Raw genomic sequence first — 19,526 nt, forward strand, 5'->3', positions numbered from 1 at the left:
CTTTGGTACCTGCTGGTCCGGCCCTGATAGGTAGGTGGGGACGGCCGGGGCGGCGAATTCTCCCTCACATAGAACGGGGGTGCCCGGCCGTGTACCAGATCAGGCAATTGGAGCCGCGGGATTACGGAGCCGTTTCGGAGGCCATAGCGGGGTGGCTGGACATTTCCTGGGCCGGCCAGGTGGCCCCGGGGTACTTCCTGCACTTTGCCGATACCGGCTTTGTGGCCGAAGAAGACGGCGAGCTGATAGGGTTCCTGTTGGGGTTCGTGTCCCAAGCGCGACCAGGGGAGGCGTACATCCACCTGGCGGGAGTGCACCCCGACCGGCGAGGCGCGGGGGTGGGACGCCGGCTGTACGAAACCTTTTTTACCGCCGTGGAGGAGCGGGGGTGCCACACCGTGTCCGCCATCACCGGTCCCCTCGGCCCCGAGTCCCTTGCTTTCCACCGCAGTCTGGGGTTTGAGGTGATTCCCGGGGGTGTGGCGGTGGACTGGGGGGAGGGGGCTGCGGGCGGGGCCGGCACCGACAGCGGAGCGGGCACCGGCGCCGCGGTGGGGGCCGGGGCGGGAGCGCAGATGCCCAGAGCCCTCTTGCGCAAACAGCTTTATCCGCCCGGGACGAAGCTGCAGGAGATGACGGTGGAGGAGCGCCTGTACCACCGGGTGCGGGGGGCCAGCGTCGCGGAAATGGTGGCCATGCTGCGGGAGTTGCAGCGCCACTTCGGACCCGCGGCGGTCGAGGTGGCGGCCCGGGGGCTTGCCCAATTGCACCGGCGCCGCTGGAGGCAGCGGGCCCAGGAACTGGGCAAAGACGATCTGGACACCTACCTGCGGCTGCGCTTCCTGAGTAACCCCCTGGTGACGTGCGGAGTGAGGTTCGAAGGGGCCACTGCGGTGCTGCGTGTCTCCCGTTGCCTGTGGGCGGAGAAGTTTCGGGAGCTCGATGCTGCTGACCTGGGATATGTGCTATGCTGCCGCATGGGGGAGTACTCTGCCCGGGGGTTCAACCCCGCGTTCGGGCGGTCCCTGCGGAGCACTCTCATGCAGGGTGACACTCACTGCGACTACCGACTGTGGGACCGCCGCAGCGCTCCGCCCGTCTCACCTTGAGTGCAGGCCCCGTGCCCGGGACGGTACGGGGCGGGGATGTTGTATATGTGCCGGCCGGGGCAGGTCAGGCGGTGGCCCGTTCCCAGAGCTGGCGCAGGACCTGGTTGGCCCCCCAGGGGGTTTCCACCCGGCGTTTCTGGCCGGTACGGTCGGGGAACATAAGATAGCCGTGAAGGAGCCCGAACTCGAAAAGGTCCCTGGTTACCTGGACGTCACCCCGGCAGTACTCGATCACCAGGTCGAGGCGTCCCTGGCGGAACCACTGCACGGACTGGAGGCCGTCCGCCATCTTACCCCGGCCCAGGGTGGCCAGGGCCAGAGCGGCCAAACTCACCCGGTATCCCAGGCGTGCCTCCAGTTCCCGAAGCATGTCAAGGGTGGGCACCCCGTCGAGCCGGTCCTCCGCGTAGGGGGCGAGCACCCGGTAATCGAACGCCAGCACGTTGAAACCGACCACCAGATCGGCCCCGCGCAGGCGTTCCACCAGATGGGCGGCCTGGTCTTCCAGGTAGTGTTCGAACTGCCGGTGGCGGGTGCTCCAGACCACCCCGCAGGCCAGGCGCAGTTTTTCCGGGAAGTATCCACCTACTTCCTGGAAGAGGAATTGGGTCTCCAGGTCGAAGAAAAGTACCTCGGGAACCGCGGGAGTAACCGGCACTTCTTATTCCTCCCCGGAGGCTTTGCCACGGCAAGGGCAGCCTCCTCGGAGACTCTTCCACGAGAGGAGCCGGTTTCCTTCCTCGGAAGGAGGGGCCAAGGATGACGCAGCAAGCGTCCAACTACCAGGTGGCGTGGCTGTTGGAAGAGATCGGTGACCTGCTCGAGATCAAGGGTGAGGACGCCTTCAAGGTGAGGGCCTACCGGCGGGCTGCCCAGGTCCTGCGGGGCTGGGCAGAAGAGGTGGCACATGTGGCCGCCGCAGGCCGTCTTACCCAGATCCCCGGCGTGGGCAAGGCGCTGGCTGCCAAGATCGAGGAGATCCTGGCTACGGGCACGTGCCGGGCCCTGGAGCGGCTGCGACAGGAGGTACCGGCCGGGCTGCGTCAGATGCTGGACATCCCTGGGGTGGGAGGCCGCACGGTGGGAACAATCTGGCGGGCGCTGGGAATCACCACCCTGGGTGAGCTGGAAGCCGCCGCCCGCGAACACCGCCTGAGGACCATCCGCGGGCTGGGGGCCAAGAAGGAGGAAGCCATCCTGCACGGGATCGAGCTCCTGCGCGTGCGCCTGGAGCGAAGCCCCCTGGGCCTGGCATACCCTGTCGCTCGGGAACTGGCGGCATATCTGGCCAGCCTGCCGGTGGTGGCAAGGGTGGAAATAGCGGGGAGCGTCAGGCGAGGAAAAGACCTGGTCAAGGATGTCGACCTGGTGGTGGCCTCGGGAGAGCCGGCCCGGGTGATGGATTTCTTCGTGCACATGCCGGTGGTGGACGAGGTGGTGCTGCAGGGGGAGACCAGGTCTCAGGTCAGGACCCGTTTCGGGCTGGGAGTCGACCTGCGCGTCGTCTCCTGGGAGGAATTCCCTTGCGCCTGGCAGTACCTCACCGGGTCTGCCCAGCACAATGTGCGCCTGCGCGGCCGGGCCCGGGAACGGGGATTGCGGCTCAATGAGTACGGTCTCTTCACCGACGATGAGCGGCGCCTGCCGGTGGCAGAGGAAGCCGACATTTACCGCCATCTGGGGCTGGAGTTCATCCCGCCCGAACTGCGGGAAGACAGGGGGGAAATCGAGGCAGCCGCGCAGGGGAAGCTGCCCCGCCTCGTCCAGGAGGACGATTTGCAGGGGGACCTGCACTGTCACACGGACTGGTCGGACGGGGGGAACTCCTTGGAGGAAATGGCGCGTGCGGCCATGGCTCGTGGATACCGGTACTTGGCCATTTGCGACCACTCGCGCAGCCTGACGGTGGCCAACGGGCTGGACGCTGAGCGCCTGGCCCGCCAGGGAGCCCAGATCGAGGCCCTTAACCGCAAGTGGGAGCGGGAAGGTGTGGATTTCCGGCTGCTGCGGGGGATCGAAGTGGATATCCTTGCCGATGGCCGGCTGGATCTGGAAGACGAGGTGCTGGCCGAACTGGACGTGGTGGTGGCCTCCGTGCACAGCGGTTTCCGTCAGGACGCGGCTACCATGACTGCCCGCATCGAGCGCGCGCTGAGGAACCCTCATGTGGACGTCCTGGGGCACCCCACCGGGCGCCTCATCGGGCGCCGGTCGGAGTATGCGGCGGACGTCAAACACATTTTCCAGGTGGCCGCGGAAACGGGGAAAGCCCTGGAGATCAACGCCTCACCCGACCGCCTGGACCTTTGCGATGAACTGGCCCGGGAAGCAGCCCTGGAGTGGGGCATCCCGCTGGTCATCAACACCGATGCCCACAGCGCGGGGGGCCTGGACGACATGCACTTCGGCGTGCAGGTGGCTCGCCGCGCCTGGCTCAACAAGGAGCACGTGCTGAACTGCGGCGACCCCGATTCTGTGCTCTCCTTCCTCAAGAAACGAGGCACGCACCACGACTGAGTGCAGTCCCGGGAGGAGCTGCCCCCGAATCCGAATCCGCTCGCGCAAGGGCAAGAGCTGCTTGTCTCGCCACCTGGACTCGTTCCGATCGGTAGTTCAGCGGGCCTTTGCCCTTTCCGGATTACTTGACTTCCCGCATGGCACCTTCTTAGCCGACGCTTCTGCAACTTGCCACATGAAGTTGTCGATGCTGCGGCATGGCCGCGTGGAAAAACGTGAGCCGTTACCGATACCGAGTCTACCGAAACGTATACAGCGGGTGGGGGGTGGGACCTCCAAGTCAAGCTCGTGCGCCGGAAGGATTTAGCGTTTCTGCCGCGAAGGCAATAGGCGCCAGGTGGCCCGGCGTAATCGTGCACAGCGGGCATACTGTTAAGGTGGTCCGTTTTTCCGCTGCCGTCCCCGTCGGCCGAAGCTTTGGGCGGCGGGCTGTTATCGTTATGAATCATCCGGAGAACGGTGCCCGGGCGATCAGCATGGTGTGACGGAGGTGGGGCGGAGTGAGCCGGAAGAGTTCAATTGTGCGGTGGCTGCTGATTGCGGGCCTTGCGTCCTGGATAGCGCTTTTTTCTGCGCTGGCTGGCTCGGACCGGGCTCTGGCTGACACCGTGCCGACGCAGGCGATGGAAATCAGGTTCACCATCGGGGAGAGGCGGTATTTCGTTAACGGTGCAGAGCGGCTCATGGATGCCTCGCCGTTCGTCAAAGAAGATCGGTCCTATGTCCCGGTTAGATATCTGGCTGAGCCTATGGGTGCTCTGGTGGGGTGGGAGGGTCCCCTGCAGCGGGTAACTCTTACGTTTCCTGGCAAGAGGGTGGAGCTTTTCATAGGCAGGCCCGTCGTGGTGGTGAATGGCGAAGAAAAGCCCATCCCGGTGGCCCCCCTGGTGAAGGAGGGCCGGACCTACCTGCCGGCAAGGTTTGTGGCCGAGGCGTTCGGGTACAAGGTGGATTGGGAGCCCCGCACGCACACCGTTGTCATCTCGAGGGCGGACTGGGCCAACCCATACAGCCTCTGGGTTTTTGATCAACCACCACTCGACTATCTGAAAGAGGTGGGCGCCACTGGTACGGCCTGGTCGGTGTTTTTCTGGGGCCGCAATCCTGAAGATGAAGCCTACGTCCGGCAGCTCCATGGGGCTGGTTACCGGGTGCTCTCCAACCTCCCCAGTGACCAAGGCTCACAGTGGCTCAGCGAGGAAGGCTGGAAGGGACTTGACCCAGCGCTCATCGAGGCGGGAGCCAGCAGGAAAAACGATGGTTCCATCGTCTATTTCGACCTCGGCAGCAACAAGATAAGGTCCGCCTACATGGACCATAACAGCCCGGCCTGGCAAAACTACCTCGAGACTATGGTCAAGGAGCACATCGACGGCGGCGCCGATGGCATCCTCATCGACGGGCTGCAGGGGCCGGCAGTAAGTGTCTTCTACGGGGGCAATTTTTCGCGGGATACCATGGCCGGTTTCAGAGATCATCTGGCCCGAAAATTCTCTCCGGACGTCCTGGTGGCCAAATTCGGCATAAGCGACATCAACAATTTCGATTACGGGCGTTACCTGGCTGCCAGGGGGATCAAGTCCGCCTATGACGACCCCAACCCCGAGCTTCTCCAGGAGTATCTCCGTTTCATGTACGCCAGCCGCATCTCGTATCTCAAGAAGCTGGTGGGGCAGGCCAAAGAGCAGGGCGGACCCAACCTGATCATCGCGGGCAACGCCTACCAGTTCGGCCCGAGCTACCAACCCATCCTGCCCCTCCTCGACCTCGTCGTCTCCGAGCTGCCCATGGGGGCTTTACCGGAGGGAAAGCAGGCCGGCCTGTACCTTCTGGCCAAGTCCATCGTCGGTCCCAAGCCTATGGTCGGGTTCCCGGATATTTACACCCTGGCAACCCTCTCCCCTCAGGACTACGGCCTGTGGCGTCACTGGCTGGCGGAAGCCCTCTCCTGCGGGGGGACGGTCATGCTGCCTCACAACGCCTTTACCATGGGCGCGGGCAGCTTCACCTTGCCGGCCGGAGAAATCGCCCCGTACACGCGTTTCTTGCGGGCGCACCCGGAGGTGTACACGCCGGAGGCCAAGAGTTTGGCCAGGGTGGCCGTGCTCTACGATCTGGGTTCGACCCTGTTTGAGTGGAATGCCTGGCAAAGCTACCTGGACTTGACGAAGGCGATGCAGGAGCAGCACATCCCTTACGATGTGCTATTCCTCGGCGACGGCGAGTTGGCTGCTGGCGGGGTGTCGGGGGAGGATCTGCAGCGGTATTCGGCCGTGGTGGTTCCTCCACTGCACAAGTGCCTTGCTGCCGGACAAAGCCTCTCGGCTTATGCGTCTTCCGGTGGAAAGATCCTGCGGGTACAGCCCGGTACCATCGGCCAGGTCGGCTTGCTCTTGCGGCAGATGGGGGTTAACCCCGGGCTGGAGACCGACGCCTCGCCATCCCTCGGCGTGTTCCCCTACGTCACTCCCTGGGGCGGGGTCGTCCATCTCGTTAACTATGCCTACGACTATTCGCGGCACGACTTTCAGCCCCAAACCAGCATCACGCTGAAGCTGACGGTGCCTGCTGGTGCGGATGTTTCGGGCATGACCCTGAAACTGATGACCCCCGACGGGAAAGATGGATCATCGGAGACGGTGCTGCCCTGGAAGCTTGAGGGTGGCACGATTGTCTTCACGGTGCCGGAGGTGCGCTGTTATGCGGTGGTGGCGCTGGGAAGGTAGCTGCACGCTGGTGGCAGCCTGTCCCTTTGCCTGAAGGGTGTCGCGGCAGCCCCTTGCGGTGCCCCGCAGACGGGGTTACCATGGCGAACGTTGCACGAGAGAGACAGGGGGATGTGGGTGTCGCACAGGGTGGGGGCGGTAAGCGCCAGCGCCAGCGCGGTCAGGCTGAGTGAGGCGCAGGCTAGGGCGGGTCCATGTCGGGCAAAACCGCTTTGTTCCCGGCCATGTGGGGGCTCAAGGCACCCTCTGTGACACATCCTACCGGTTAGTGAGGGAACAAGGGACCCTGGAAACCGCGGTGAGGGTTCGGCCAGCGTCGCATAACAATCGGCGTGCCCCTGCAATGCGTTTCCATGGTGACGATCGGCGCTGCGCTTCCGGCGGATTTGCGTTGTTCTGGACAGGAAAGTGGTGGCAATGTGTCGAATGCTGGAAGCAAGTGCCGGTAGGGGGGATGCAGTTGTGACAGCCCTGAATCAGGTTTACAGGTGTGGCGTTTGCGGGAACGTGGTCGAAGTCTTGCATACCGGCAAGGGTACACTAGTTTGCTGTGGCCAGCCGATGGAGCTTCTTCCGGAAAGGACTGAGAAGGACGAGTACCGGGAGAAGCACGTGCCGGTGGTGGAGGGGGCGGGCGAGGGTATCAAGGTGACCGTGGGTTCGGTGCCGCACCCCATGGAGGAAAAGCACTACATCGAGTGGGTCGAGGTGCTGGCGGGCGGACGGGTGTGCCGCAAGGTCTTGCGGCCCGGCGATGCTCCCGAGGTTCTCTTCGGGGGGCAGGCGGCGGGAGGGACGGTGCGGGCCTACTGTAACCTCCACGGCTTGTGGAAGGCAACCTTTTAGGTTTACTTAGGCCCGCGTGGTGAGGCGGACAGGGGTCACCTCCAGCATGCGGGAGACCGGAGGGGGAGTGACGGTGGAACTGAAGGGGTCCAAAACGGAGCGCAACCTGAAGGCAGCCCTGGCCGGGGAATCGGAAGCCCGTTCGCGCTACACCTTCTTCGCCTCGGTGGCCAAGAAAGAAGGTTTCGAACAGATTGCTGCCGTTTTCCTGGAGACGGCGGAGAACGAAAGGGAGCACGCCAAGCTGTGGGCCAGGGCTCTCGGCCTGATCGGTGACACTGCCGCAAACCTGGAGGCGGCGGCGCAAGGAGAGCACTACGAGTGGACGTCCATGTACCGGGACTTCGCCCGGGAGGCCCGCGAGGAAGGTTTCGACGAGATCGGCCGGCTGTTCGAAGAGGTGGCCAGGGTAGAAGAAGCGCACGAGCAGCGCTATCGTCAGCTCCTGGCCCGGGTGAGGGAGGGTACGGTGTTCCGCCGGGCGGTGCCCATCCGCTGGCGCTGCCGCAACTGCGGCTACGTGTACGAGGGGACGGAAGCGCCCGAGGTATGTCCGGCCTGCGCCCACCCCCGTGCCTTTTACGAGCCTGCCGCGGAGAACTACTGAGCGGCGGGGGTGGGGGTGCGAAGGTGAAGAAGTGGCGTTGCCGGGTGTGCGGATACGTGCACGAGGGTCCGGTGCCGCCGGAAGTGTGCCCGGTGTGCGGGGCTCCGGCCAGCGAGTTTGAGGAAATCGTCGAGACGGCGCCTGCCTCCGGGGCAGTGACTCCCCCCGTGGGAGAGGTGGCTTCCCCGGTGGCGGCGGGGGTACCCGTGGGAGGGGCAGCCGCTCCGGTGGCCCCCCTGGCCGCGGACGGGGAGGATGTCAAGAAGGCCTTGTTTGCCATTTCGTACGGGCTGTTCGTGGTGGCCTCCCGGGACGGCGAGAGGCAAAACGGGCAAACCTGCAACACCGTTATCCAGGTCACCGGCGATCCGCCCCGGGTAGCGGTGGGGCTGAATCACCGCAACCTCACCCACGATCTGGTCAAGCAAAGCGGCCTCTTGGCCGTCACCGTGCTGGGCAGGGGCAACTTTTGGCTGGTGAAGCACTTCGGTTTCCAGTCGGGGCGCCAGGTGGACAAACTGAAGGATGTTAACTACTTCCCGGGCCCGCTTACCGGGTGTCCGGTGGTGGCGGACGGCGTGGCCTACCTGGAGTGCCGGGTCCGTCCGGAGATGAGCACCGACGTGGGGACTCACACCCTGTTTGTGGCCGACGTGGTGGGCGGCAAGGTGCTCCGGGACGTTGCTCCCCTGACTTATTCCGATTACCGGCGGAGCAGGGGGCGGCCTGATGTCGATGACCTGGATACCCTGGACGTGGTAGCCGCGCTCAACCTTGAGTACGGGGCCAACCGCCGCTACCGGGCGCAGCTTGAGGATCTGCCCTTCCCTGCCCTGGTACGCGTGCTGGAAGGGGTCATGCGCACCGAGGGGGACCACGTCGACGACGCCGTCCGGTACCTGTTGGGCAGGCTGCCCCAGGGGTCGGGGCTGGCCCGGGCGCTGCTTTACCTGAAGATGAACCTGGAGTTTGAAGAGACCGCCCGGGACACTTACCTGGCCTTTGCCCGGGAAGTGAAGGATCCCGGCCTGCGGGAGATGTTCGGGGCCCAGGCGCGGGCGGAAATGGGGCACGTCAACATATTCCGCCGGCTGATCGAGGAGATGGAAGCCGGCGAGTTCCGGGTGGTGCTGTTCTGCCCCGTGTGTGGGTGGGAAGTCGACTTCGGTACCTCGCCCCGGGTGGGGCAAGAGGAGGTGTGCGGCCGGTGCGGGGTCAGGCTGCGGCTGGGGCTCGAGCGCGGCAGCTGGGTGGCGGTTGACGCTGGGTGAGTCCTGCTGGCGTGTGGTGCCCCGCGCTTTGGGTGGTGGGGGCGGGCCGTGCTTGTCGTCTGGGTGAGCGGGAGCCCCCGTGTGGAGAGCAACAGCGAGATCCTGCTCCGGGGGGTGCTGGAGGGAGCTGCTGCGGCCGGGGCCAGCGTGGAGCTTGTGCGGCTGCGGCAGCTGCGGTTCAGCCACCTGCCTCGCGTGTGGGTGGTGCCATGAGACGGGGGAATGCCGACTAGCTGACGGCATGCAGGGTCTGTACGGACGCGTAGAGGCATGTGACGTGCTTGTTGTCGCCTCACCGATCCAGTTTGGCACGGTTTCCGCTCTCACCAAAGCTTTTGTGGAGCGGTTCCAGTGTTTCTGGGCGGCGAAGTACGTGCTGGGCAGGCCTCGGATTGCAGCTGGGTCGGGGAAGCGGCTTGGGGGCGTGCTGGTGTCTGCTCTTGATCGGCGGGATCAATTCGAGTGCGCTTCCCTGGTGCTGCGAATACTGGGCAAGGTAATGAACATGGCCCACCTCGGGCACCTCAGCTTTGCGCGGCTGGAGGGTGCGGGTGAATTCTTGGGCCGGGGGGATCTGCTTGCCCGTGCTGAGGCCTGGGGGAGCTGGCTCGTGCGGCGGGATGCCTTTCCGGTGGGGGAGGGGAAGCAGTGAACGCATGCGCTGTTGCGGTGCTGAAACTTGCCCGGAGATCTGAGTTTGCCCCGCGGGTCCAGGAAGTGTTGACGCGGCACGGCGCCGGCTGAAGGGCGTGTGCCCGGTCACGCGGGTGTTTTGATGGGGCCGTTTACCCCGGCCCACCCGGTGTGCGGTGCTTCGGGGGTGGAGCTCGTGAGGAGGCGTCGGGCGGAGTTAATGGAAAGGCACGGGCTACTTGCGGTGGGTGAGGTTGCCGGGCAGCTGTGGTGTAGCGTGGGGAGGGTTCGCGTGTGCATCTGGCAGGGGAACCTTCCTGCAGTGGGTTATGGCGAGATCGGCGGCGCTCCCTCTCCTGATACCGCTTTGGGCACCGGGCAGCACCCATCCGTTGGGGCCGCGAGCAACGCGTGTCCGGGCTGCGCCGTTCTTTTATTGTGTAGATGCCAAAAGTGACAACAGATCAAGGGCCGGCATGGGGAGCCGGCCCCTGTTTCTAGCCGCCCTTCCGCCATTGGTCCGGGTGACTGCGCTCAATGGGTAGGGGTGAAGCAGCAGTACCCGATGGCGTCGCACCTGGACTTCATTTCGGCCCAGGTGGCCTCGTCGGTGATGACTTCCAGCGCGGTGGGAAAGAGGATGGTGTTTTCCTTGTAGATGTGGTCGCGCAGGTGGAAGCCCACGTAGGTGGTGACCTGGGCCATCTCCTCCCGGAAGCGGGCAAACTCCATCCCGGACACGGTCTCGGCCAACTCGAGCAGGCGGTGCTTGCGGGGCCGGAGGTTGTTGTGCTCCAGCCTCATGATGCGCGGCGGTCCCGTGATACCCCGCTTCTCCAGCTCGGGGAAGAGCACCTCTTCCTCGCGGGCGTGGTGCTTTTCCGCCGCCACCAGGTGCTCGCCCAGGTGGCGGAGCATCTCGTAGGCGGGGTTGGCAGGGTCGTACTCTTTTTCCTTCTGGATGCGTTCGTTCACGCTATCGAGCAGGTCCAGGAAGTGCAGGATCTCGTCGTGCTCCCGGTACAGGGTGTCCAGCACGTGGCCGGGGGTGAGCTTGCCCCGGACGTCCTGCAGTTGCTCGTCCAGCACCTCCAGGTGGACGGCACACAGGTGCCGCAACTGCTGGGGATCCACACCGTCCTCGATCAGCTTCTGCTCGGCCAGGGAGAGTTCGGCCGGATTGATCTTCCGCAAGAGCGCCCTGGCCTCCTCCCGCACGGCCTCGGGCGCGCCGGGAGTGTTCAGCTTGCGCAGTACCTCCGTGAGACGTTCGACTTTCTCCATTTCGCATACCTCCTTGAAGCCACCCGCTGTTTGTGACCCGCACGCCCTGAGCTTTGTCTAGTGCGCGAGGTGGGCGGGGTTGGGCGTCTTGATCACCAGTACCTGGAAGACCTCCCCGCGGTCGGCCCGCAGGGCGTGGGGGATCTCCTTGGGACTCACTACCAGGTCGGTTTCCCCCACGGAGGCGCTTTCGTCCCCGATGAGCACGGTGCCCTGACCTTTCACCACGTAGAACAGCACGTCCACCGGCGTGACGAGGTAGTCCGATACCGTCCGGGCCAGTCCCTGGAAGACGGGGTGCAGCGGGCAGGGCCGGGCGGGGTCGCATTCGCCCGGCCACAGCAAGCACCGGTTGTAGACGATGGGGCCCTCCACGGCCTCCACCACATCGTGCAGGGTGATACGGGCGGGAGGGCGGGCAAGCCGGATTCCTCCCCGGGCCCCGCGGGTGGCAACGACCAGGCCGGCCCGGGCCAGGGCCTGGGCGATCTTGGCCAGGTAGGGCGCCGGCGCACCCCGACGGGCGGCCACCCCTTTGATGTCGCCGCTGTGGCCGGGCTGCTGGGCCAGGTCGAGCACCAGCCGGATGGCGTAGTCAGACTGCCTGCTCAGCCTCATGTCCTCGCCTCCTCCTCCGACCTCGTAGGCGAGTCCGCGGGCGCTGCCTCTACCGGCAGGCTGCGGCCGGTGAGTTGTACGTGGAGTTCGTTCAGGGGGCACCAGGGGACGTGCTCGGTGCCGCACTGCAGGCACACCCGCTCCAGGTCGGCCGGCTCCTGCAGGGCCGCGTGCAGGAAGCCGCGCAGCCCTGCCTCCAGCGCCTGCCGGGCCCCGGGATCCATGCGCTGGAGGATGCGGAGCAGGGCCAGGTTGCGCTTGCGGGTAACTTCGGCAAGGGTTTCCTGCCCGCGCGGGGTGAGGGCCAGGCGTACCTGGCGGCGGTCGCCCGTGCGGGGCAGGCGCACCACCAGTCCGCGTGCTTCCAGGCGGTCCACCAGTTTGGTGGCAGCGGGATTGCTAATGCGCAGCCCTCCCGCCACGTCCGTGACGGTCCTCCCGGGGTGAGTGGCGATGTAGTGAAGACAGGCGAGCTGGCTGGCGGAAATCTGGCCGTTCCCGCCGCCGAGACGGGGCAGCACGCGGGAGAAGAGTTCCGTGAGCTTGGTCTGAACAGTGGTGGCGTCTGGAGACGGCGTCCCCGGCATCCCGTTGCTGGCCTCCTTTCGCATGACGCTAAACCTGGTTAAAATATAATCGTGTTAATGGGTCCTGTCAACGTCCTGCTCGGCAAAACCTGGCCGGCAGCACTGGAGTGCCGGCGCCCCAGGTGCTGGCGTTGACGTTCATCAATGCCGGGGGGACGATGGTCTTCCTAAGCTGAAGGCGGGGGCGAAGTTCCTGCCACCCCCATCCGGGAAGGAGGGTTTTCTATGGGCGTGTTCGACAGGGTGGTTCTCCTTGCCACCGGCCTGGTGGCTGCCTACCTGGTATGGTTCTTCGCCGGCCAGCACCGGCGAGCCGGGGGTGAGGCCAGCCACAACGTTTACTACATGGTCTCATTTGGCGTTCTCCTGGTGGCCGGACTGCTGCTCATCGGGTTCGGCTACGGTGTCCTGGTCAGCCCCCTGGTGGTGATCGTGGCGGCCCTGATTCCCCTGGCCCTGGCCACGGGCTTGGTGGTCCAGTACTTTCCCCGCTACGGGGGCACGTACCTGAACTTCGCCGTGGTGGGGCTGCTGGGCATAGCCCTGACCCGCTTTGTGGGACCGGCTGGCTTGGGCACCGCCGTGCTCGCCATCGTGCATTCCGTGGCCGGCCTCACCATCTTCTTCCTGCCCCTAGTAGCCGTCCGGCGGGGTCGGGCGGCGCCGTTCTTCGCCCTGGTCACGGTGGGCGGCACCCTGATCGGGATCGGGGGGATTGCCCTGGCCTTCCTCAAAGCGGGGAGACCCATTCTGCCCGCCAGCTTCATCTTCGCCATTCTCGCTCCTCTGCTATTCCTCATGACCCTCAGCTTCGCCCTGGGATTCGCCAGGAGCAAGCCGGCAGGGTAAGCGTAAACCGCAAAGGGGCGGCCGCTAGGAATGGGGGCACGGGACGGCTGCGGGGCCGGGTGGCCGTCTGCTCACCCTGGGTGAGATGGCTGCCCTCATCGGCAGCACCCGGGAGGTGGTGTGCCGCTTGCTCTACCGCCTGGCCGAGGAAGGTTTGATCAGGATCAGCCGCACGGAACTCAGTATAGTCGACCCGGCAGGGCTGGCCGACCTGGCCGGTGTGCAAATTGACCATGGTCAATGAGTGCGCGCCGTCCTGGTTTTTTACGCCGCCGTGGTGCTGGCTGACGGCCTGTGGCCGGCCCGCCATCCCAACACTGATCCCGCTTGCGCCCACTGGGGCCGCATCTCCCTGGAGCAGGTGGCCTTCTTCACCGTCGCTGTACTCACCCTGGGTTCGAGGCCTTCCTGGCCGAGGACGCCATCCGCGCACCCTATCATACCGTGGCGCAACTCGCTGTCATCGGGGTGGGGGAGATCATGGCTAGCGTGCCTGTGCTGCAACGGCGGCCAGCGCGGCAGCCCGGGCCTGATGGGCGAGGTCGATGGCTTTGCCCAGGGTGGCCATGATCGTCTGGGGGTTGTGGAAGCCGGTGGAGTTCTCCGCCGAGCACCAGTCCCAGTACCACTGGGCTTCGCGGTGCAGGTCCTGAGCCCTGCGGATCAGCTCGGCGTCGACGCCCGGAGTCTGACGTGCGTTGGCAATAGCGTCGATAGCACCCGCCAGGGCCTGGCCGGCGCGGTCGAGCAGGTCCTTCACGCGGTCCTGGGTGTAGAACACCCGCTGCTTGAGGAGTTCTACGTCCTCAGTGTGGCATACGGTGCACGTGCCCTCCAGGTGGCGCAGGGGACTGCTCCACCAGTGGGAAGTGACCTTGACGTTCCCTTCGCGCCGGTAGGGCATGTGGCAGTCGGCACAGGCCAGCCCCTGCTGCCTGGTGGACGCTGCCCTGAAACACTTCGAAGTCGGGGTGCTGGGCTTTGAGAAGAGGCGTGCCCGCGCTGGGATGGACCCAGTCGCGGAATCCCAGGTCCTGGTAGTAGGCGTATTCGTCTTCGGGATCGAAGCCTTTGTCCCACGGGAAGGTCAATGTTCGGCTTGGCCAAGGCCAGCGAAGGAACGTCCAATCGGTGCGGGGCCCCGTCACTGTTTCCAGTCAGAGAGTATGCCGGAGGATGAATTGTCCATATCTGTGTCATTCTACATCTATCGCCGAATTCCTCCTAATTTGGACGGAATTTGCAGTCTCGTTTGACGCTTACCTTCCGGCAACTGGGGCTGGCTGCCGTACTGGAGAGCGGGCGCGAGATCGTGGATCGGGGGACCAACCTGGAGTTGGGGTCGGGCCGTTTGCACGCCACCGTGACGGCCAAGCCGGTGATGGGTGTACCCGGGCAACCGGCCGGACGTCACCCAGTTCGAGTCGGTGGTGGACGAACTGGTGGAGCGGTACAAGGCCCTGGCGGGCGAGTGCCTGGACGTGACGGTCATCTTGGACAAGGGGAAGAACTCCCGGGACAACGTAGCCCGGCTCTCGGAGGCGCTGGGGTTCGTGGGGTCGCTGGTTCCCAGCCAGCATCCCGATCTCCTGGCGGTGCCGAGGTCAGAGTTCCGGCCCCTGGAAGGCCCCGAGTTTGGCGGTGTGCTGGCCTACCGGACGCGCAAGGAGGTGTTCGGGAGACTCTTCACCGTGGTGGTGACGTACAACGAGGCGCTTTACCTGGGGCAGATGCAGGGCCTGGTATTGGCCCTGCGCAAGGCAAACGAGGGCCTGCGGGAACTGAAGAGGAAGCTGGACGAGAGGTACTCCCGGCCAAAGCCCTGCGGCAAGCCCCCCACGGTGGCCACTGTGCGGGCCCAGGTGCGTAAGATCCTGCGCAAACCCCTGGACCAGATGGTGAAGTGGCAGGTGAGGGAGGAGGGCGGGCGCATCATCCTGGAGTACGAGATCGACCATGAGGCCCGGGACGAGTACGTGGAGAAGTACTTCGGCAAGAACATCCTGTTTACCAACCGGGAGGAGTGGACTACGGAACAGATCGTGCTGGGTTACCGGGGGCAGGGCTGCATCGAGGCGTCGATCAGGACCATGAAGGATCATCACTTCATCGGCTGGAGCCCCATGTACCACTGGACGGACCAGAAGATCCGGGTGCATGCTTTCTACTGTGTACTGGCGCTGACGCTGACCTCGCTCCTGCGCCGCCGGCTGGCGCTGGCCGGGCTGGACATGAGCATCGCCGCTATTCTGGAGCAACTCGGGGGCATCTACGAGGTGGCTCACATCTACCCACCCAAGGCGCGCAGGAAGGACACCTTCACCCTCTCGGAAATGAACGAGGTGCAGCGTAAGTTGGCCCAAACCCTGAACCTGGAGGCGATGCACAGGCTGGCCAGTTAGTAACAGGACTCCGAAGCCCTAAACCCTTGTGCCACCTGTGTTTCCGTCCTTGCCTACCGGCTAACCCGGAAGGTCACGCTAGGGGTGGGACGTGACTAGTGGAAGGTTTAGCGTTGGGGGTTGCTTTTGCGATCGCTGCGATGCTGCGGGAAAGACATTGCCTTCTGCAAGGGGAGGGCAGCCTATGGTCGCGGTCGGGATGGGCAGGCTGGTCAGGACGGGACGTGGTGAGGTGGGTCTTGGACCTGCAAGCCCCTGCGTTCGCGCAGGGAGGACGTACGCGAGCTTGAGAACTTTGCTGAGGGGACTGATGGGTGGCCCCAGTTGGGTCCGTAAGGCTCGGTCTTGGGTTCGTGTAAGGAGTGAGCTTCGTGCCGGACCCCGCCCCGCTTGGGGCCTGGAGACTACTGTGGGGTCCCCGAATGACTTGAACACGACGGCGCGGTACACGAGCCGTCGCTCACCCACCTTGGAGAAAGCCGTGGGCAGGCTTGTCTGGAAGGGACCGTGGCGTGCCCCGTTTTCTCGCGGGCGACCGAGGCATTTGTTCTGGTAAGATTGGTGGTGCCAGAGGAGCTCGCGGGGCGTGGCCGGGGGCGACCGGAAGGCGGCGCTTTAGCCCCGGTTGTAAGCGGCCGTTGCTGGCCCCCTATCGTGCTTTGTACGCCGTTGTCACAGCATAGTGCAGGTAGCGTTTTGCATGGATTACTGGCCGACAGCAGTGGTGGCCGCGGGCTCCGGTTGGATAGGGGCTGCCGGAGGCGAATGCTGACGCGGCCGTTGGACGAAATGATTCGTAACGAACTTGGGGCCCTCCAACAGGTGGTGACCCTCGCGAGACGAGCTGCGAGCCTAGCCCGGCAGCGCGCGGAGGACCAGGATCTCCTCTGGAGCTCCGTCGCCCTTAACCCGGCTGATTTCTACCCCCCAGACTATTGGCAAGTGTCCGTCGGATGGGCGGAACGCAGTTCCATACGAGTTCGGTCTTTGGCATGTGCTTCCCCCGGCCTATAGTACGGTAGCGGTCACCAGTAATCCAGCCGCAGTGGCGATTAGATGGCTCTCAGCAGGGACGGGTGCGAGCGCCGTCAGCTTTGGCCTCATACATCGCTGGTGTCCTGGAATACGTATTCAGCATGGGTCCTGGTTTGCCTTCCGACTCCTCGCCCGGGAGACACGTTGGGGGCTCGTACGGACGCCAAAGGAATGTCGTTGCCCATATCTGGCATGACAGAGGACGTCGGCCACACACCCGCGAGGCCGGGTGCCAAACCCGGGGAGGTGTCCAAGGCGGGGACCTTTTGCGACAGCCAGGAGGGTAAGCGGGATTGATGGCGAATTATGGCATTGGGAGGGTGCTCCATGGTCTGTGCGAGAAGGGGCCCGGAGCCGCCGCTCGCGCGGTAGGTGCCGACGCTCCGCGCTCGCGGGAGCTGTCAGCGTTAAGTCAGCGGCACCCCGCCACACCCTGAATCCCCACTCTCCCGGAGGGAGCGCGGATGAATATTCGGGAGGAAACTCTGTCGCACACAGCCCTCCTCTTCGACGCCAACAACCCTAGGTTCCAGGATCTCGAAGACTTCGTGGTGGCCCGCGAAGAGAGGTTCCATGAGACTTCTGTCCAAGAGCGAGCCTATGCGCGACTCAAGCGGGATGAAAACCTTATAAGTGTGAAGCACTCGATACTGCGAAACGGCTACGTGAATGTGGAAAGGATGGTTGTACGCCCGTACGATTTCCAGCAGGAGAAGTTTGTTGTTATCGAAGGGAACCGCCGGCTGGCGGCGATTCGCTGGATAAACGAGGGATTACCAGACCGGCGTTGACGTGCCCACGGACCTCTTAGCTTCGTTCGAAAGACTTCCTGTCGGGATCATAGAACGGGAAGACGCTGAGTCACGACTTTTTCAGGCGTCGCATCAACTGGTGTTTGACAAGCAATAGAAAGGGCGTGCTAGACATGTTCAAGCGGAAAACGTCGATACTGGCAGTAGTTTTGGTTGCAGCTAGCCTTGTATTCGGGGGAGCATGTTCGAGTGAAAAACCGTCTGAAACGAGCGGGCCCAAGACTTCCTTACCTGAGTGGGGGACCGTGCCGCTAAAGGTAATCAGTATACGACCCGAGCCCGGCTCTAAAGTGGTGTTGTCACCAGAAGGCACATTCGATGTAACGGTAGAATTCAATCAGCGCATCCCAAACGAGGAGCTATACCTCGGTCTTGGCGGCAGCCTGATTACAGGCGATATTCGAGTTAGAAAAGACATCGAGATCCTGGGATCCACCATCACTTGGCACTGTGACAGCTACCCCGGGAAGGAGTTCTGGCTGAGGGTCTCGCTGCGTGATAAGGACGGTAAGGAGCTTCAACATTGGTGGCCCAACTATGTGATGACTAAACCCGTGGTTAATGTCGACCCCTCTCTCGCATATTCCCTCCACCTTTCAGCCTGGCGCCGCCTTGTATTCGGAAGCCAAAGAAGACGACATCGCCCGGCTAGCTCTTTACGCGACGAGAACGATAGCAGTCAAGCACCCAGAGATATATCTCAGAGCCGACCGTCTCTTCTACGAGACTGCCAAGACGACAAAAGGTTTGAAGGAACTGTACGAATACAATCCGCCAACCTGGACGTACAGACCTGAGGAGTTGGAGAGAGAAGAAAGGCGGTCCGCTGGCTTAGAAGCCCGGGTCGGTACTTCCGGCACGCCGCTAGATCTGTCTACCCTCGACCTCTCTGCGTACCGCGTGGTGGCGCGGGGAGACCTTTATCCCTCAGGGGTGCCTTCTTATTTCCTCCTCGATCAGAGAGTCGGTACCCTTCCAGTGGTGCTTAAGCGTGACAATGGAAAGGTGACCTCGCTGGAGATGGCCTTCCTCCGCTACTTCGTTGCCGGTCCGTCTGATAGGAACTATATTGTCCTTTCAGAAGATGAGACTGCATACCTCTGGCTGTCCGGTTCCGGTCTACTGGATTCGGATGGAAAACGGACCGAGGCGGTTTCCGCAAGGCCCATCCTGATCTTTAACGAGCGATACGTCTGGTTTCCCATCATGGGGCGGGACGACACATCCAAGGATCATGTTCTTGCAGAGCTGGTACGTGAGTTAAGCGGGCAAATCTCTTCGACCGCATCCGGAACCGCAGATTCTCCATCGTTCTTGCCCGCAGGTGTAACCTCGGAAGAGAAGGACCTTCTCGCCGGAATAGCTCCTTTATCTGCGCTGTCAGAAAAGGATCTTCCCTATGCCGTATGGGCTGCCTCCAAGGCAAGGCACAGGAGCGCCCAATTCTCGCCATATAGAGAAGCCTTGAAGGCCATCCCGTACTTTCCAACTGACTTGGGGGCCCTCGAAAGCCTGGAGTGGCAGAAATTCTACATCATCGGTCACACTTTCCAGATTCATTCCAACAGAGTAAGCTCGCTCACCGCATGGATCGCGGCACAGGAGTTCTCCGATCCCCTTGAGAAGGCAAGGGCAATTTCCGGCCTGTACTACGAGATTGCCCGGTGTGGACCGTGGACTACCGGACGAACCGTATGGCAGGCCGAACTTTTCTGGTACGACATAGAGGACAGTGTGCTCTCCCGGGCCGGGACCTGTGCCATTCAGTCCGGTATCGTTCATGCCATCCTCGATACCGCCGGCATAGAAAACTACCTTATCTGGGGATGGAACCCGGGAGGAGGTCACGAATACATCTACCTGCCTCAGTTCTCCAAGGAGATCAACAATGGTTACCTCATAGAAACTGAAGGTTTTCTGGAAGAGTGGCTTGAGCCTTCGTTCTGCTCACTTGTATCTCTCAGCCGTAATGGCAAGTTCGTAACCTTCACAACGGCCCCGTTTCCCGGGACAATGTCCACAGCGGACGCGATCTGGATACTTGAGGCCTGGTCAGAGAAGTTCAGTAGGGTCAGCCAGTATGGTGCAACTGACCTGCGGACGTATCAGGAAATCCTCGCCACATTAAGATCACGTGGGGTCACTAGAATAACCCTGAGGGGGAAATAGTTTGCAACAGATGACGGGGCTGGGCGGTTTCCCACCTCAGGTTTAGAAGGGAATGGCAAGC

Annotated in this window: 19 protein-coding genes and 1 pseudogene; 14 read left to right on the forward strand and 6 right to left on the reverse strand. The window is 63.5% G+C overall.

Annotated elements, in window-relative coordinates:
• Nucleotides 1–89: 89 nt before the first annotated feature.
• Complete coding sequence (locus AB1446_06740) at nucleotides 90–1,109, forward strand: GNAT family N-acetyltransferase (protein ID MEW6546595.1); 1,020 nt, start codon at nucleotides 90–92, stop codon at nucleotides 1,107–1,109.
• Between the two features lie 64 nt (nucleotides 1,110–1,173).
• Here the strand turns inward: AB1446_06740 and AB1446_06745 are convergent, their stop codons facing one another.
• Nucleotides 1,174–1,767: a ribonuclease H-like domain-containing protein gene (locus AB1446_06745; protein MEW6546596.1), complete on the reverse strand. Its 594-nt coding sequence runs from the start codon at nucleotides 1,765–1,767 to the stop codon at nucleotides 1,174–1,176.
• A 101-nt stretch (nucleotides 1,768–1,868) separates the two neighbouring features.
• Between AB1446_06745 and polX the strand changes: the two genes are divergently transcribed.
• The 8 genes and pseudogenes from polX (at nucleotide 1,869) to AB1446_06785 (ending at nucleotide 9,728) form a co-directional block, all read left to right on the forward strand.
• Complete coding sequence (gene polX / locus AB1446_06750) at nucleotides 1,869–3,626, forward strand: DNA polymerase/3'-5' exonuclease PolX (protein MEW6546597.1); 1,758 nt, start codon at nucleotides 1,869–1,871, stop codon at nucleotides 3,624–3,626.
• Nucleotides 3,627–4,126: 500 nt separating this feature from the next.
• Nucleotides 4,127–6,352 carry a copper amine oxidase N-terminal domain-containing protein gene (locus AB1446_06755; GenBank protein ID MEW6546598.1) on the forward strand — a complete coding sequence of 742 codons (2,226 nt, stop codon included), beginning with the start codon at nucleotides 4,127–4,129 and terminating at the stop codon, nucleotides 6,350–6,352.
• 462 nt (nucleotides 6,353–6,814) lie between these two features.
• The gene (locus tag AB1446_06760; protein MEW6546599.1) at nucleotides 6,815–7,198 is read left to right on the forward strand and encodes a desulfoferrodoxin; all 384 of its coding nucleotides are present in this window, start codon (nucleotides 6,815–6,817) and stop codon (nucleotides 7,196–7,198) included.
• A gap of 46 nt (nucleotides 7,199–7,244) precedes the next feature.
• Nucleotides 7,245–7,805 carry a rubrerythrin gene (gene rbr, locus AB1446_06765; GenBank protein MEW6546600.1) on the forward strand — a complete coding sequence of 187 codons (561 nt, stop codon included), beginning with the start codon at nucleotides 7,245–7,247 and terminating at the stop codon, nucleotides 7,803–7,805.
• A 23-nt stretch (nucleotides 7,806–7,828) separates the two neighbouring features.
• On the forward strand, nucleotides 7,829–9,076 hold the full coding sequence (locus tag AB1446_06770; protein ID MEW6546601.1) for a flavin reductase: 1,248 nt from the start codon (nucleotides 7,829–7,831) through the stop codon (nucleotides 9,074–9,076).
• A gap of 48 nt (nucleotides 9,077–9,124) precedes the next feature.
• Entirely contained in the window at nucleotides 9,125–9,289 is a 165-nt protein-coding gene (locus tag AB1446_06775; GenBank protein MEW6546602.1) for an NAD(P)H-dependent oxidoreductase, read from the forward strand.
• Between the two features lie 28 nt (nucleotides 9,290–9,317).
• Nucleotides 9,318–9,440: pseudogene (locus AB1446_06780) on the forward strand (NAD(P)H-dependent oxidoreductase).
• A 66-nt stretch (nucleotides 9,441–9,506) separates the two neighbouring features.
• A complete protein-coding gene (locus tag AB1446_06785) occupies nucleotides 9,507–9,728 on the forward strand; it encodes a hypothetical protein (protein ID MEW6546603.1) in 222 nt (73 codons plus the stop codon).
• A 515-nt stretch (nucleotides 9,729–10,243) separates the two neighbouring features.
• On the opposite strand, the gene AB1446_06790 is transcribed toward AB1446_06785, so the two are convergent.
• Genes AB1446_06790 through AB1446_06800 form a run of 3 tightly spaced genes read right to left on the reverse strand, consistent with a single transcriptional unit; the run spans nucleotide 10,244 to nucleotide 12,198 of the window.
• Nucleotides 10,244–10,993 (reverse strand): DUF438 domain-containing protein, encoded by a 750-nt coding sequence (locus AB1446_06790; protein ID MEW6546604.1) that lies wholly within the window; start codon nucleotides 10,991–10,993, stop codon nucleotides 10,244–10,246.
• A gap of 57 nt (nucleotides 10,994–11,050) precedes the next feature.
• Entirely contained in the window at nucleotides 11,051–11,611 is a 561-nt protein-coding gene (locus AB1446_06795) for an Rrf2 family transcriptional regulator (GenBank protein MEW6546605.1), read from the reverse strand.
• A complete protein-coding gene (locus AB1446_06800) occupies nucleotides 11,608–12,198 on the reverse strand; it encodes a MarR family transcriptional regulator (protein MEW6546606.1) in 591 nt (196 codons plus the stop codon). Before AB1446_06800 ends, AB1446_06795 begins: the two co-directional genes overlap by 4 nt.
• 225 nt (nucleotides 12,199–12,423) lie before the next feature.
• Here AB1446_06800 and AB1446_06805 point away from each other — a divergent pair, with 225 nt between their 5' ends.
• Nucleotides 12,424–13,047 (forward strand): hypothetical protein, encoded by a 624-nt coding sequence (locus AB1446_06805; protein MEW6546607.1) that lies wholly within the window; start codon nucleotides 12,424–12,426, stop codon nucleotides 13,045–13,047.
• Between the two features lie 76 nt (nucleotides 13,048–13,123).
• Nucleotides 13,124–13,291 carry a helix-turn-helix domain-containing protein gene (locus AB1446_06810; GenBank protein ID MEW6546608.1) on the forward strand — a complete coding sequence of 56 codons (168 nt, stop codon included), beginning with the start codon at nucleotides 13,124–13,126 and terminating at the stop codon, nucleotides 13,289–13,291.
• A 240-nt stretch (nucleotides 13,292–13,531) separates the two neighbouring features.
• Here the strand turns inward: AB1446_06810 and AB1446_06815 are convergent, their stop codons facing one another.
• Both AB1446_06815 and AB1446_06820 read right to left on the reverse strand, forming a co-directional pair.
• Entirely contained in the window at nucleotides 13,532–13,972 is a 441-nt protein-coding gene (locus AB1446_06815) for an ammonia-forming cytochrome c nitrite reductase subunit c552 (GenBank protein ID MEW6546609.1), read from the reverse strand.
• Nucleotides 13,854–14,195 (reverse strand): ammonia-forming cytochrome c nitrite reductase subunit c552, encoded by a 342-nt coding sequence (locus tag AB1446_06820; protein MEW6546610.1) that lies wholly within the window; start codon nucleotides 14,193–14,195, stop codon nucleotides 13,854–13,856. Before AB1446_06820 ends, AB1446_06815 begins: the two co-directional genes overlap by 119 nt.
• Nucleotides 14,196–14,432: 237 nt before the next feature.
• Here AB1446_06820 and AB1446_06825 point away from each other — a divergent pair, with 237 nt between their 5' ends.
• The 3 genes from AB1446_06825 to AB1446_06835 all read left to right on the forward strand — a co-directional run bounded on the left by AB1446_06825 (nucleotide 14,433) and on the right by AB1446_06835 (nucleotide 19,465).
• Entirely contained in the window at nucleotides 14,433–15,449 is a 1,017-nt protein-coding gene (locus tag AB1446_06825; GenBank protein MEW6546611.1) for a hypothetical protein, read from the forward strand.
• 1,499 nt (nucleotides 15,450–16,948) lie between these two features.
• On the forward strand, nucleotides 16,949–17,275 hold the full coding sequence (locus AB1446_06830) for a hypothetical protein (protein MEW6546612.1): 327 nt from the start codon (nucleotides 16,949–16,951) through the stop codon (nucleotides 17,273–17,275).
• A 633-nt stretch (nucleotides 17,276–17,908) separates the two neighbouring features.
• Nucleotides 17,909–19,465 carry a hypothetical protein gene (locus AB1446_06835; protein MEW6546613.1) on the forward strand — a complete coding sequence of 519 codons (1,557 nt, stop codon included), beginning with the start codon at nucleotides 17,909–17,911 and terminating at the stop codon, nucleotides 19,463–19,465.
• Nucleotides 19,466–19,526: the final 61 nt, after the last annotated feature.

This window comes from Bacillota bacterium (assembly GCA_040757085.1).
Lineage (GTDB): Bacteria > Bacillota > Sulfobacillia > JACIYH01 > JACIYH01 > JACIYH01.

What these genes read in the sequence shown, in the direction of transcription:
- polX (MEW6546597.1), top strand. Translation starts at nt 1,869, where the DNA reads ATGACGCAGCAAGCGTCCAACTACCAGGTGGCGTGGCTGTTGGAAGAG.
- AB1446_06790 (MEW6546604.1), bottom strand. Translation starts at nt 10,993, where the DNA reads ATGGAGAAAGTCGAACGTCTCACGGAGGTACTGCGCAAGCTGAACACT.
- rbr (MEW6546600.1), top strand. Translation starts at nt 7,245, where the DNA reads ATGCGGGAGACCGGAGGGGGAGTGACGGTGGAACTGAAGGGGTCCAAA.
- AB1446_06830 (MEW6546612.1), top strand. Translation starts at nt 16,949, where the DNA reads ATGAATATTCGGGAGGAAACTCTGTCGCACACAGCCCTCCTCTTCGAC.
- AB1446_06805 (MEW6546607.1), top strand. Translation starts at nt 12,424, where the DNA reads ATGGGCGTGTTCGACAGGGTGGTTCTCCTTGCCACCGGCCTGGTGGCT.
- AB1446_06795 (MEW6546605.1), bottom strand. Translation starts at nt 11,611, where the DNA reads ATGAGGCTGAGCAGGCAGTCTGACTACGCCATCCGGCTGGTGCTCGAC.
- AB1446_06800 (MEW6546606.1), bottom strand. Translation starts at nt 12,198, where the DNA reads ATGCCGGGGACGCCGTCTCCAGACGCCACCACTGTTCAGACCAAGCTC.